The following is a 13,473-nucleotide window of genomic DNA, read 5'->3' on the forward strand; positions in this document are numbered from 1 at the left end:
AGAAGATAGCTGGATATGTTCGCTCAGAGCCTGCTAGTTTTATGACCATGACGCACCCCGAGTGCGCGGTTCAAAAAGAGAGAAAGCCATGAAACGAGCCGTGAACGCCCTACAAAATTTCGGAAAATCATTATACGGACCGGTACTTATCTTACCGATTGTCGGTCTGTTTATCGCCTTTGGCAATGTGCTGGGCAACGGTAACCTGGCCGAATACCTGCCGTTCCTTGGCCATCCGCTTATCCAGAGTATCGGCCAGCTGATCGCCAAATCTGCCGTGTCGGTGCTGGTCAACCTGGCGCTGGTGTTTGCCGTCGGGATCCCGATTGGTCTGGCGACGCGCGATAAAGGCTACGCGGCGCTGATTGGTCTGGTGACTTTCGTGGTCTTTATCAACGCCATGAACGTGACGCTGCAGCTGCAGGGCGAGCTTGCCCCTGCTGAGCAGATGAAAGCCGCCGGGCAAAGCATGGTGCTGGGCGTTCAGGTGCTGGAGATGGGCGTTTTCGCCGGGATCCTGACCGGGGCGCTCTCCGGTTATCTGTACAACAAATACTCCGGCGTACAGTTTAACGGCGCGATGGCGATTTACTCCGGCCACTGTTTTGTGGCGATTGTCATGTTGCCCGTCTCTATGCTGCTCGGCGTGGTAATGAGCGAACTCTGGCCGTACGCGCAGCATGGGATTAGCGCCCTGGCGCTGGCAATTAAAGGCTCCGGCCCGTTCGGGGTGGCGATCTACGGTTTCCTTGAGCGCATTCTGGTGCCGACCGGCCTGCACCATCTGGTTTATACGCCGTTCCTGTATACCGAACTGGGGGGCACGCAGGAGGTGTGCGGCACGGCTTACCAGGGGGCGCGCAATATCTACTTCGCCGAGATGGCCTGCCCGGACGTGAAGCAGCTCAGCAGCACGGTAGTGTGGGACGCGCGCGGCATCAGCAAGATGTTCGGCCTGCCCGCCGCCGCGCTGGCGATGTACATGACCGCGAAGCCGGAGCGTAAAGCCGTTGCGAAAGCCATTCTGATCCCGGCGGCGCTGACCTCGCTGCTGGTCGGCGTGACCGAACCGATTGAATTCTCCTTCCTGTTCGTCGCCCCGCTACTGTTCGTGGTGCATGCGGTCCTGACCGGTATTGGCATGATGCTGTTCTCGCTGCTGGGCGTTCATGCCATCGGCGCCAACGGGATTATCGATTTCATTCTCTACAACCTGCCGCTCGGCACCGAGAAATCCAACTGGCCGATGTACATCGTGGTTGGGCTGATCATGTTTGCCCTCTACTTCGTGGTGTTCCGCTTCCTTATCCTGCGTTTCAACATGAAAACGCCGGGCCGTGAGGATGAAGATCAGGAGACACGCCTCTACAGCAAGCAGGAGTACCAGGCGAAAGGCAATAACGACGGGCTGGGCGAGTCCATCGTGGTGGGCCTGGGCGGCCGGGAAAATATTGAGGTTGTGGATAACTGCTACACCCGCTTACGCGTCACGGTGAAGGATGTCGCCATCATCGACGAGCCGCGCCTGAAGGCGACCGGCGCGAAAGGGGTTATCAAACAAGGTAACAACGTTCAGGTGGTCTACGGGCTGCACGTCAAAAAAATGCGAGAAGCCGTTGAGACGTTTCTCTGAAAGGAGCTAAAGATGTTTACACCCCCATTCATTCTGTCGATTGCCGGCGGCGGCAGCACTTACACGCCGGGTATTGTGAAAAGCCTGATGATGCGCCTGCAGGATTTCCCGCTGGCTGAAATCCGCCTCTATGACATCGACGAGGCGCGTCAGAACACCATTGCGCCGGTGGTTGAGAAAGTGATTCGCGACCACAGTCAGAGCATCAAATTTACCGTCACTAGTGACCCGGAAGTGGCCTTCAGCGGCGCGCATTTCGTTTTCGCCCAGATGCGCGTCGGCCAGTACAAAATGCGCGAGCAGGATGAGAAGATCCCGCTGCGTCACGGCGTGGTCGGCCAGGAGACCTGCGGCCCCGGCGGGCTGGCCTACGGACTGCGCACGATCCTGCCAATGGTCGAGCTTATCGATCTGGTGGATCGCTACGCGCATGAGAAAGCCTGGATCGTGAACTACTCCAACCCGGCGGCGATCGTCGCGGAGGGTGTGCGACGCCTGCGACCAAATGCTCGCGTGCTGAACATCTGCGATATGCCGGTCGCGGCGATGCGTAATATGGGGGCCATTCTGGGTGTCGATCGTCGCAAACTGGAGGTGGACTACTTTGGCCTGAACCACTTCGGCTGGTTTACCCGCGTGCTGGTGGACGGCGAGGACAAATTACCGGAGCTGCGTAAACATATCGCGAAGTTTGGCCTGCTGACGGAAGATGCCGCAAAAACCGATCCGCAGCACTCGGATCCTTCGTGGGTTAAAACCTGGCGCAACATCAAGCCGATTATGGATAACTTCCCGGAGTACCTGCCGAACCCGTACCTGCAGTACTACCTGATGCCGAACCAGATTGTGGAGCATCAGAACCCGGACTATACCCGCGCCAACGAAGTGATGAACGGGCGTGAGAAAAAGCTGTTCGCCGCCGCCGAAGAGTACAAGCGCACCGGGATTTTACCGGATGCCTTCCACGTGGGCGTTCACGGCGAGTTTATCGTCGATGTCGCCTGCTCGCTGGCCTTTAACCTGCGCCAACGCCATCTGGTAATGGTGGAGAACCGCGGGGCGATTACTAATCTGCCATACGATGCGGTGGTGGAAGTACCCGCCTACATCACCTCCGAAGGGCCGGAGCCTGTGCGCGTGGGGCTGGTACCGCTGTTCCACCAGACCCTGCTGCAACAGCAGCTGGCGTCTGAACAACTACTGGTAGAGGCGACCATCGAAGGCAGCTATGAGAAAGCGCTTCAGGCGTTCACCCTCAACCGCACCGTGCCCACCATGGAGCACGCAAAAGCGATTCTGGATGAGATGATAGAAGCCAACCGCGACTACTGGCCTGCGCTGCAAAAAGCCTGGCAGGACGGCGAAACGGTGAAAAAATAGGGGCTTGCTCGCGAGTTGAACGTGGTTTGCTTGTCGGTGTCAGAAAAAACACCGACAATCCTTTTTTACGGAAAAGAATGGAGGCAACCCATGTCCACCTCATATTTTGTCGCCGCCGACTGGCTGATTGAGCACGGCGACGATCCGGAAGTCCAGATTATTGACGCGCGTATGGCCCCGCCGGGCCAGGAACATCGTGACGTTCCCGGTGAATACCGCGCAGGGCATCTGCCTGGCGCGGTATTTTTTGATATCGAAGCCCTCTCCGATCATACCTCTCCCCTGCCGCACATGCTGCCGCGCCCGGAAGCGTTTTCCGTGGCGATGCGCGAGCTGGGCGTCAGCAAAGACAAACATCTTGTTGTTTACGATGAAGGCAATCTGTTCTCCGCGCCGCGCGCATGGTGGATGCTGAAAAAGTTTGGCGTGGAAAAAGTCTCGATTCTGGCGGGCGGTCTGGCGGGCTGGAAGCGTGACGAGCTGCCGCTCCAGCAGGGCGACGTGACGCTGCCGGAAGGCGAGTTCGACGCGACGTTCGACGCTAACGTGGTGAAGCGCCTGACCGACGTACTGGTCGCGAGCCATGAAAAGACGGCGCAAATCGTCGATGCGCGCCCTGCACCACGCTTTAACGCTGAAGCGGATGAACCACGTCCAGGGCTGAGACGAGGCCATATTCCAGGTGCGCTGAACGTGCCGTGGGGCGACCTGGTGTTTGAGGGCGAGCTGAAAACTACCGACGAGCTGCGTGCCATTTTTGACCGCGCGGGCGTGGATTTACATCGCCCGATTATTGCCAGCTGCGGCTCCGGCGTGACGGCCTGCGTGGTGATCCTGGCGCTCGCCACCCTCGGCGTCAACGACGTTACGCTCTACGACGGCGCCTGGAGCGAATGGGGGGCGCGTGACGATCTGCCAGTTGAACCGGCGAAATAATGGATAACCGCCTGGCCACGCTGTTAACGCGCGGGGCGTCCCTGACCCGCGCGGAGTATCGCGTCCTCGCCCACCTGACGGAGCATCCGCTGCTGGTGGGCAACATCACGGTGCGCGAACTGGCGCAGGCGACGTTTGTTTCTACCGCCACCATTATGCGGCTGTGTCAGAAGCTGGGGTTTAGCGGCTTTAGCGAGTTTATCTGGCACTGCAAGCAGCTGCTCTCCGATACGCCGCATATTGCCGCTCAGGCGCAATCCCTTCCTGAGCTCCCGGCGCTGTTTAATCAGTTTATCGCTAACTATCAGCACACCTTCCAGTGGATCACGCAGGAGAAGCGCCAGCAGTTCGCCGACCTGCTGCGGCAGAAAGAGAGCTTTTTTCTCTACGGGGCCGGGTTTTCCTATCTCTTTGCCGAGTACCTGACCAAGAAGCTGCAGGTGCTGGGCAAAACGGCGTTCATCTCCGGGCCGGGGGACAGCCGAAACATTTTTCTCAGCAACGCTGCGCGTTATCAGGTATTTATTGCCGTCTCCCGCAGCGGCGAAACGGAACAGGTGCTGGATAAGGCGCGGATTGCCAAAAACGTCGGCATGACGGTCGTCGCCTTTACCCGCGCCTCGGCCAATACGCTGGCGGGCATGGCGGACGTGCACTTTGCGCTGTATGACGAGGCGGTGCACTTCGCCGCCGAAGCCGCGGGCGTGACGTCGTTTGAGTCGAATCTGGTGCTGCTGATGGATTTACTGCTGCTGGAGGCAACGGGGTGACATTCACCCCGCCGTAATCAGATGATGCGGTTGGTCTTGAGATCGCGCAGGAAACCGCCCCAGCGACGCTCGTAGAACGGCGTGATGTGCTCGGTGATGAAGTGGCTGATGCCCTTCTCACCTTTCGTCACCTGACAGATATCGATCGGCTCATCGCCCGGCAGCGTGTCGGTGGCCACGCTTCCCGCCGCCTGAACGATCTCGTCGAAATCGCCATCGGCTTCAATACCGATCAACAGCACCGGCTTTTCGTCCGCGCGCTCTTTAATGGAGCAGAGAAACGCGCGCCTGACGGGCTTGAGCGTTTTGAACAGCGTTGTCAGCGAATCGATCATCTGCGCAGGCGGCTCGGCCACCTCAGACAGCAGCAGCGTTTCGCCCCCTTCCAGCACCTCCTGCGTGCTAAGTGGGTTACCCTCTTCACCAATCAGGTGGCTGATCTCGCGCGGCGTGAACTCTTTCCCGGTTGGCAGCTTAGCGTTAAGGAACAGCGTCTGGCCCAGCGTCATTTCGAACAGCGTGCGCACCGGCATCACCACGAACGCCTGTTCATCTTCTACCGCTTCCTGCAACGCTTCCAATGAAGTGAAGAACGGGATCACCGACGTGCCGTCATCTTTCTCCCAGTGCAGCAGATCCAGCGCGCTGTCTTCCACTACCTGCTCACCTTCCGCCGCGGTGCCCGGCACCCAGACGGTGGATTCCAGCAGCGTGCGGAAAAATGCCGGACGATGGGCGGGCTCGGTCGCCGCCTGTTCCAGCAGGGTTTCTAATTCGTTTTTGGTATCTGACATAGTTTGGCTACTTCAATAAACGCCGGGTGGCGCTTTGCTTACCCGGCCTACAAAACCACAGGCCCGTGCAAGCGCAGCGCCGCCGGGCAAAAAAGATCACTCAGCCGTCAGCAGGTTCGCCACGGTACGCACGCCCAGACCGGTCGCACCCGCGGACCACTGCTCAACTGCCGCCTTACGGTAGGTTGCGGAGCAGTCGATGTGCAGCCAGCCTTCGTGATAGTTCTCAACGAAGTGCGACAGGAAGCCTGCTGCGGTACTTGCCCCCGCCGGGTACGCCGCGCTCGCGGTGTTATTCAGCTCGGCAAAGTTAGACGGCAGCTGGCTGCGGTGGAACTCGGCCAGCGGCAGACGCCAGAACGGTTCGTTTTCCGCAGCCGCGCTTGCCAGCAGGCGAGCGGCCAGCTTGTCGTCAAAGCTGAACAGCGCGTGGTAGTCGTTGCCCAGGGCGGTTTTCGCCGCGCCGGTCAGGGTCGCCATGTCGATAATCAGCTCTGGCTTCTGGGCAGAGGCGTCGATCAGGCCATCGGCCAGCACCAGACGGCCTTCGGCATCGGTGTTCATCACTTCGACATTTTTACCGTTGCGGTAGCGAATGATGTCGCCCAGCTTGAAGGCGTTGCCGCTCACCATGTTGTCCGCGCAGCACAGGTAGAGCTTCACGCGCTTGTTCAGACCGCGGGTGATGGCGAACGCCAGCGCGCCGGTGATGGTTGCCGCGCCGCCCATGTCGGACTTCATGGAATCCATGAACGCGCTCTGCTTCAGGCTGTAGCCGCCGGTGTCGAAGGTGATACCTTTACCGACCAGGCAGGCAAAGACAGGCGCTTCTTTATCGCCGGTTGGGTTGTAATCCAGCGCCAGCAGGACCGGAGGACGCTCAGAACCACGGCCCACGGTGTGGATGCCCATGTAGTTCTGCTCGCGCAGATCTTCACCTTTGGTGATGCGGTAGGACATGTTATCCCCCGCCACGCCGCACAGCAGGTCAACGGCGCGCTGCGCAAGCTGTTCAGGACCAAGCTCTTCCGCCGGGGCGTTGATGGTGTCGCGCACCCAGTCGATAATGTGCAGGCGGCTTTCCAGCTCTTTTTGACCGGCTTCGTCGAGGTTCGCCCATTCAATTTTGCGGGTGCCTTTCGGGCCTTTGTAGCCCGCCCAGAACGCCCAGCTGCGGTCAGTATCCCAACCTTCGCCTTCCAGCGAGACATGCTTAATGCCCAGGCCGTCAATTTTACGCGCGGCGCGCTGGATCAGACCTAAATCATCTTTGCCCGTCAGGTGCAGGGTGATACCGTCGTTGTTGATGCTGTAGCTGGCTTTCTCGCCCCAGCGCGCGTCGGCGGGCTGCGTAGAGAGCGTAATCTTCATCGCTTCGGTCATTTTATTTTTCCTTATTAGCAACTAGCAAACGGGCCGCCTGAAGGCAGCCCGTTTTGTTATTTATTCTGCTTCATCTAACCAGACTAACAGAATCGCCTCCAGAATTTTTTCATTGGATGCGTTTGGATCGTCGTCGAAATCCTCTAAATCGCAGATCCACTGGTGCATGTCGGTGAATCGTACGGTTTTGGGATCGAGATCCGGGTTCGCGTCGTAGAGCGCTTCGCCGATTTCACGGCTGTCTGTCCACTTCAGTCCCATATTAATGCTCGCGTGCGTGGTTGATGGTGTAGCGTGGGAATTCCACGACCAGATCTTCATCGGTCACCGCGGCCTGGCAGCTCAGGCGGCTGTCTGGCTCCAGACCCCATGCTTTATCCAGCATGTCGTCTTCGTCTTCGGTGCTCTCGGCGAGAGAGTCGAAACCTTCACGCACGATGCAGTGGCAGGTGGTGCAGGCACAGGATTTTTCACAGGCGTGTTCCACTTCGATACCTGCACGCAGGGCAACATCGAGAATGGTTTCACCGGTCTTCGCTTCCAGAACAGCGCCATCCGGACAGAGGTCCGCATGAGGCAAAATAACAATCTTTGGCATATTAAACCTCGTCCACGGACTGGCCTTTCAGCGCGACGCGGACAGATTTGTCCATGCGGCGAGCAGCGAAGTCCTGGGTTTGTTTATCAACGTTTTTAATGGCTTCTTCTATTGCGTTAGCGTCATTGCCTTCGGCGACTGCGCGTAAGCGCGCGGCAGCCTCGTCAATCACCTGACGCTCGGCGGCGCTTAACAGCGCGGCATCGGCAGCGAGCGCCCCGTTCAGGCTTTCCAGCACACGTGCGGCTTCAACTTTCTGTTCAGCCAGCATACGCGCCTTCACATCCTGCTCGGCGTAGCTCATTGAATCCTGGATCATGGAGGCGATTTCGCCATCGGTCAGGCCGTAGGACGGCTTCACCTGGATGGACGACTCCACGCCGGTCGATTTTTCCATCGCCGTGACGCTCAGCAGGCCGTCCGCATCTACCTGGAAGGTCACGCGAATATGCGCCCCGCCAGCTGGCAGCGCCGGGATGCCGCGCAGCGCAAAGCGGGCCAGAGAGCGGCAGTCCTGCACCAGTTCGCGCTCGCCCTGCATCACGTGGATGGACATCGCGGTCTGGCCGTCTTTGAAGGTGGTGAACTCCTGCGCACGCGCCACCGGAATGGTGGTGTTACGCGGGATCACTTTCTCCACCAGGCCGCCCATGGTTTCTAAACCGAGAGACAGCGGGATGACATCCAGCAGCAGCATTTCGCTGTCCGGCTTGTTGCCAACCAGAATATCGGCCTGGATAGCGGCGCCGACGGCAACCACTTTGTCCGGGTCGATGGAGGTCAGCGGCGTGCGGCCAAAGAACTCGCCCACCCGCTCGCGCACCAGCGGCACGCGCGTTGAGCCGCCCACCATGACCACTTCCAGCACCTCGTCAGCCTCCACGCCCGCATCCTTCAATGCGCGACGGCAGGCCAGCAGGGTGCGTTTAACCAGAGGCGCAATCAGCTCGCTGAACTGGTCGCGGGTGATTTCACCCTGCCAGCCTGCGACATTAACGCTGACCGACTGCGCATCGCTCAGCGCAATTTTGGCGTCGATGGCAGCATCCAGCAGTTCGCGCTGAACGCGCGCATCGCTGCGATCGCTGATGCCCGCCTGCTCGCGGATGTAGTCCGCCAGCAGATGGTCGAAATCATCGCCGCCGAGCGCGGAATCCCCGCCGGTCGCCAGCACTTCAAACACCCCGCGGCTCAGGCACAGGATCGAAATATCAAAGGTGCCGCCGCCCAGATCGTAGACCGCAATTACCCCTTCCTGACCGGAGTCGAGGCCGTAGGCAATCGCAGCCGCCGTCGGTTCGTTCAGCAGGCGCAGCACGTGCAGGCCCGCCAGACGCGCGGCGTCTTTGGTGCCCTGACGCTGTGCGTCGTCAAAATAGGCCGGAACGGTGATCACTACGCCGTCCAGATCGCCGCCAAGCGTCGCCGTCGCGCGCGCCGCCAGCGCTTTGAGGATATCAGCGGAAACGCGAATTGGGTTCAGCAAACCGGCCGCCGTGGCAATCATCGGCAGACCGTTTTCACTGGCCTGCAGCTGATACGGCAGGTGCGGGTAGCGGGTCTGGATATCAGCCAGCGAGCGGCCCATCATGCGCTTTACGGAGCTGATGGTGTTGGCCGGATCGCGCGCGGCGTTGGCGCGGGCGTCATAGCCGACCGCGTGACCCTGCTGCTGGTAGTGGACCACGGAAGGCAGCAGATGGCGGCCCTGCTCGTCGGCCAGCGTTTCCGCCTGGCCGCTGCGCACGGTCGCCACGAGGGAATTGGTGGTGCCCAGGTCAATACCGACCGCCAGACGACGCTGGTGCGGTGCGGCGCTTAAGCCAGGCTCACTAATTTGTAATAAGGCCATAATTGCTTCCGAAATTAAAAATCGAGCAGCTTTTCTTCGAGTTGTTCAGCGCTGCTTCGCAGTTTATCGAGAAAACGGAGTTTGCGCACAGTGTCTGCCGCCACGTCCCAGGTCTCGTTGTTCAGTTGCTTCACCATCTGCTGATGGCGGGTATCGAACATGCCCTTCACGCGCGTGATAAAACGTTCCAGACGCGCTTCGTCTTTGGCCTGTTCAATCTCATCCAGCTCTTCGCGCAACTCCAGCTGTTCCATCAGAAACGCGGTGTCGCGCACGGTGTGCTGTTCGCTCGCCAGATCAAAGCCGTGGAGCGAGAGCAGATATTCTGCACGCGCCAGCGGATGGCGCAGCGTCTGCCAGGCCTGGTTGATAGTCGCGGAGTGCGATACCGCAGCCAGCTGCTCTGCCTGCGTCCCGCTGGCGAATTTATCCGGATGATACTGACGCTGCAGATCCTGAAAACGGACCGTCAGCGCCTGAAGATCGATCGGGTATTGAGCGGGTAGTCCGAAGAGAGTGAAGTAATCCATAACAATCTCAGGGGTAGCCTGTTAGAACAAACCCCACGCGCAGCAAAGCCACGGTGGGGTTTCGGATGACGCGCGGTTAAACGTGGAAGCTTTCGCCGCAACCACACTCGTCTTTGACGTTCGGGTTCGTGAATTTGAACCCTTCGTTCAGGCCTTCTTTTACGAAGTCCAGCTGAGTGCCGTTGAGAAATTGCAGGCTTTTGCCATCGACCACCACCTTCACGCCCTTGTCTTCAAACACGGTGTCGTCAGACGCCGGCTCGTCAACAAACTCCAGTACGTAAGCCATACCAGAACAGCCGGAGGTACGTACGCCCAGTCGCAGGCCAAAGCCTTTACCACGGTTCGCCAGAAAAGAGCTTACTCGCGCGGCAGCGCTGTCGCTAAGGGTAATCGACATACTCAAACCTCAATTATTTTGCTTCACGTTTGCTTTTGTAATCCGCAATGGCGGCTTTGATCGCGTCTTCTGCCAGAATTGAACAGTGAATTTTCACCGGCGGCAGTTCGAGTTCTTCAGCAATATCCGTGTTCTTAATTGCCTGTGCTTCGTCCAGAGACTTGCCCTTCACCCACTCGGTGACCAGGGAGCTGGACGCAATTGCAGAACCGCAGCCGTAGGTCTTGAAGCGCGCGTCTTCAATGATACCTTCATTGTTGACTTTAATCTGCAACTTCATCACGTCGCCACACGCTGGCGCGCCAACCATGCCGCTACCGACAGATTCATCGCTGTTGTCAAAAGAGCCAACGTTGCGCGGGTTCTCGTAATGATCGATAACTTTTTCGCTGTATGCCATGATTGAATTCTCCTTATATACCGATTAGTGATGTGACCATTCAATGCTGTTCAGATCCACGCCCTGCTTGAACATTTCCCACAGTGGAGAAAGGTCGCGCAGACGGCCAATGGAGTTACGAACCAGCTCGATGGTGTAGTCAATCTCTTCTTCGGTAGTGAAACGACCTAAAGAGAAACGGATAGAGCTGTGTGCCAGCTCGTCAGTCATACCCAGCGCGCGCAGCACGTAGGATGGCTCCAGGCTTGCAGACGTACAGGCAGAACCGGAAGAAACGGCCAGGTCTTTCAGCGCCATGATCAGCGATTCGCCTTCAACATAGTTGAAGCTGACGTTGAGGATGTTCGGCGCGCCCTGCTCGAGATCGCCGTTCAGATACACTTCTTCCATATCTTTCACGCCGTCCCACAGACGGTTACGCAGCGTGCGCAGGCGTGCCATCTCGGTTTCCATCTCTTCTTTCGCAATGCGGTACGCTTCGCCCATGCCCACGATCTGGTGAACAGGCAGCGTACCGGAACGCATGCCGCGCTCGTGACCGCCGCCGTGCATCTGTGCTTCGATGCGGATACGTGGCTTACGACGAACGTACAGCGCGCCGATCCCTTTCGGGCCATAGATTTTGTGGCCGGAGAAGGACATCAGGTCTACTTTCAGCTGGCTCAGGTCGATAGGCAGTTTACCCACGCTCTGGGTCGCATCCACGTGGTAGATGATACCGCGCGCGCGGCACATTTCGCCGATGGTCGCGATGTCCTGAACGACGCCGATTTCGTTGTTAACGTGCATGATGGAGACCAGGATGGTGTCGTCACGCATCGCCGCTTCGAGCTCTTTCAGGTCAATAATACCGTTGCTCTGCGGCGCCAGATAGGTCACTTCGAACCCTTCACGCTCCAGCTGGCGGCAGGTGTCCAGCACGGCTTTGTGTTCGGTTTTGCTGGTGATGATGTGCTTGCCTTTTTTCTGATAAAAGTTGGCTGCACCTTTGATCGCCAGGTTGTCGGATTCGGTCGCACCGGAGGTGAAAACAATCTCACGCGGGTCGGCACCCACCAGGTCAGCAATCTGATTACGGGCGATATCCACCGCCTCTTCAGCATGCCAGCCAAAACGGTGTGAACGGGAAGCTGGGTTACCAAAGTTTCCGTCCAGGGTCAGACACTGCATCATTTTCTCGGCAACACGCGGGTCCACCGGCGTGGTTGCGGAGTAGTCGAGATAAATCGGTAATTTCATTGCTCTATAAACTCCGTACATCGCTTCAATGCAAGGAATCAGGCAACCGGCTGGATGTACGACCGAGTACGCGGGGTGTGACCACCCCGGCCTGATTCTGAAATACTTATCGTTTTATTACGCGCGTAATTTGACGTCGATAGCGTCCTGCGCGCGGGTGCTGCGTTGTGAATCATGGCTGTGCTGACGGCCTGATACGTCCAGAACTTCCTGGTTATTGACCAGTTCACCGAGGGTGATGTTGTTCAGGAAGCCGGTCAGACGGTCGCTCAGATCGCGCCACAGCGCGTGGGTCAGGCACTTATCGCCGCCCTGGCAGCCGCCTTTACCCTGGCAACGGGTTGCGTCAACGGATTCATCCACCGCGCTAATCACTTCGCCAACCGCAATACTGCCCGCGTCTTTACCCAGCAGATAACCGCCGCCCGGGCCACGAACGCTGGACACCAGTCCATTTTTACGCAGTCTGGAGAACAGCTGTTCCAGGTAAGAGAGGGAGATCCCTTGTCGTTCAGAAATATCAGCCAACGGAACCGGGCCCGCTTCGGAGTTGAGCGCAACGTCCAGCATCGCGGTCACGGCATAACGCCCTTTAGATGTCAGTCTCATGTCTTACTTAACCTCAAACTCGCCCCTGCCCGGGGTTTTTTATTGTAAAATGGGGGTATTGCATAGCAGGGCCAAGTCTGACATTCCTGACTAAAATGGTCAACTATTTACTTGACTGTTTTAGTCAGGTATTTAACCTTCTGTGCCTTCATAATATAGGTGCGGCCTGATGCCCTCACCCCAACCCTCTCCCACGGGGAGAGGGGGAAATCGGCACTACTCTTTATTCTTCTGCTCAATCGACGCCAGAATTCCGCGCAGGATGTTCAGCTCCTGGCTTTCCGGACGCGCGCGGGTAAACATGCGGCGCAGCTTATTCATCACCTGGCCAGGGTGGCCTTCACGGATGAAGCCGGTAGCGAGCAGCGTCTGCTCCAGGTGACCGTAGAAACGCTCAAGGTCGTCCACCAGCGGGTAGGCCGTATCTTCTTTCGGTTCTGCCTGCTTCTCCTGCGTCGCCAGCCAGGCCATGCGCACTTCGTAGGCGATTACCTGCACCGCCATTGCCAGGTTCAGCGAGCTGTATTCCGGGTTGGCTGCAATCGCCACGTGGTAGTGGCACTTCTGCAGTTCGTCGTTGGTCAGGCCAACGCGCTCGCGGCCAAACACCAGCGCAACCGGCGCCTGCTCTGCTTCTGAGACGCTTTTCAGGCCGCATTCGCGCGGATCCAGCATCGGCCACGGCAGCGTGCGTGAGCGCGCGCTGGTGCCCACCACCAGGCTGCAACCGGCCAGCGCTTCGTCGAGGGTATCAACGATCTGCGCATTACCGATAACGTCGCTGGCCCCTGCCGCCAGGGCGATAGCCTGAGAGTCTGGTTTCACCAGCGGATTAACCAGCCACAGGTTCGTTAAGCCCATGGTTTTCATAGCGCGGGCCACAGAGCCCATGTTGCCGGTGTGCGATGTTTCGACCAGCACGATTCGAATGTTTTGCAGCATAATTTTT

15 protein-coding genes are annotated in these 13,473 nt (G+C 58.4%); 4 read left to right on the plus strand and 11 right to left on the minus strand.

Annotated features, from left to right (window positions below; all coding sequences use genetic code 11):
* The first annotated feature begins 88 nt into the window (after nt 1-88).
* The 4 genes from ACMGGH_RS22480 to ACMGGH_RS22495 all read left to right on the plus strand — a co-directional run bounded on the left by ACMGGH_RS22480 (nt 89) and on the right by ACMGGH_RS22495 (nt 4,719).
* Nucleotides 89-1,633, plus strand: coding sequence for a PTS transporter subunit EIIC (locus ACMGGH_RS22480; protein ID WP_063943553.1), 1,545 nt, complete (start codon nt 89-91; stop codon nt 1,631-1,633).
* 12 nt (nt 1,634-1,645) lie between these two features.
* On the plus strand, nt 1,646-3,013 hold the full coding sequence (locus ACMGGH_RS22485; protein WP_150145448.1) for a 6-phospho-alpha-glucosidase: 1,368 nt from the start codon (nt 1,646-1,648) through the stop codon (nt 3,011-3,013).
* A gap of 90 nt (nt 3,014-3,103) precedes the next feature.
* Nucleotides 3,104-3,949: a 3-mercaptopyruvate sulfurtransferase gene (sseA, locus tag ACMGGH_RS22490; protein ID WP_150145446.1), complete on the plus strand. Its 846-nt coding sequence runs from the start codon at nt 3,104-3,106 to the stop codon at nt 3,947-3,949.
* Nucleotides 3,949-4,719 carry a MurR/RpiR family transcriptional regulator gene (locus tag ACMGGH_RS22495; protein WP_028014071.1) on the plus strand — a complete coding sequence of 257 codons (771 nt, stop codon included), beginning with the start codon at nt 3,949-3,951 and terminating at the stop codon, nt 4,717-4,719. Before sseA ends, ACMGGH_RS22495 begins: the two co-directional genes overlap by 1 nt.
* A gap of 17 nt (nt 4,720-4,736) precedes the next feature.
* Here the strand turns inward: ACMGGH_RS22495 and sseB are convergent, their stop codons facing one another.
* The 11 genes from sseB to trmJ all read right to left on the minus strand — a co-directional run bounded on the left by sseB (nt 4,737) and on the right by trmJ (nt 13,466).
* Nucleotides 4,737-5,513, minus strand: a complete 777-nt coding sequence (sseB, locus tag ACMGGH_RS22500; RefSeq protein WP_153656508.1) for an enhanced serine sensitivity protein SseB — start codon at nt 5,511-5,513, stop codon at nt 4,737-4,739.
* A 96-nt stretch (nt 5,514-5,609) separates the two neighbouring features.
* Entirely contained in the window at nt 5,610-6,896 is a 1,287-nt protein-coding gene (gene pepB / locus ACMGGH_RS22505) for an aminopeptidase PepB (RefSeq protein WP_088204541.1), read from the minus strand.
* A gap of 60 nt (nt 6,897-6,956) precedes the next feature.
* On the minus strand, nt 6,957-7,157 hold the full coding sequence (gene iscX, locus ACMGGH_RS22510; protein ID WP_003860650.1) for a Fe-S cluster assembly protein IscX: 201 nt from the start codon (nt 7,155-7,157) through the stop codon (nt 6,957-6,959).
* 1 nt (nt 7,158) lies between these two features.
* Entirely contained in the window at nt 7,159-7,494 is a 336-nt protein-coding gene (gene fdx / locus ACMGGH_RS22515; protein WP_003860652.1) for an ISC system 2Fe-2S type ferredoxin, read from the minus strand.
* 1 nt (nt 7,495) lies between these two features.
* Nucleotides 7,496-9,346 (minus strand): Fe-S protein assembly chaperone HscA, encoded by a 1,851-nt coding sequence (hscA, locus tag ACMGGH_RS22520; RefSeq protein WP_232948936.1) that lies wholly within the window; start codon nt 9,344-9,346, stop codon nt 7,496-7,498.
* A 14-nt stretch (nt 9,347-9,360) separates the two neighbouring features.
* Complete coding sequence (gene hscB / locus ACMGGH_RS22525) at nt 9,361-9,876, minus strand: co-chaperone HscB (RefSeq protein WP_193066279.1); 516 nt, start codon at nt 9,874-9,876, stop codon at nt 9,361-9,363.
* Nucleotides 9,877-9,952: 76 nt separating this feature from the next.
* Nucleotides 9,953-10,276 carry an iron-sulfur cluster assembly protein IscA gene (iscA, locus tag ACMGGH_RS22530; protein ID WP_003860659.1) on the minus strand — a complete coding sequence of 108 codons (324 nt, stop codon included), beginning with the start codon at nt 10,274-10,276 and terminating at the stop codon, nt 9,953-9,955.
* A gap of 13 nt (nt 10,277-10,289) precedes the next feature.
* Nucleotides 10,290-10,676, minus strand: coding sequence for a Fe-S cluster assembly scaffold IscU (iscU, locus tag ACMGGH_RS22535; RefSeq protein ID WP_003860661.1), 387 nt, complete (start codon nt 10,674-10,676; stop codon nt 10,290-10,292).
* A gap of 24 nt (nt 10,677-10,700) precedes the next feature.
* Nucleotides 10,701-11,915 (minus strand): cysteine desulfurase, encoded by a 1,215-nt coding sequence (gene iscS / locus ACMGGH_RS22540; RefSeq protein ID WP_193066278.1) that lies wholly within the window; start codon nt 11,913-11,915, stop codon nt 10,701-10,703.
* 117 nt (nt 11,916-12,032) lie between these two features.
* Nucleotides 12,033-12,524 (minus strand): Fe-S cluster assembly transcriptional regulator IscR, encoded by a 492-nt coding sequence (gene iscR / locus ACMGGH_RS22545; protein ID WP_008502158.1) that lies wholly within the window; start codon nt 12,522-12,524, stop codon nt 12,033-12,035.
* Between the two features lie 216 nt (nt 12,525-12,740).
* Entirely contained in the window at nt 12,741-13,466 is a 726-nt protein-coding gene (gene trmJ / locus ACMGGH_RS22550) for a tRNA (cytosine(32)/uridine(32)-2'-O)-methyltransferase TrmJ (RefSeq protein ID WP_193066277.1), read from the minus strand.
* Between the last annotated feature and the right edge of the window lie 7 nt (nt 13,467-13,473).

The organism is Enterobacter sp. BNK-16, assembly GCF_048684955.1.
Lineage (GTDB): Bacteria > Pseudomonadota > Gammaproteobacteria > Enterobacterales > Enterobacteriaceae > Enterobacter > Enterobacter bugandensis.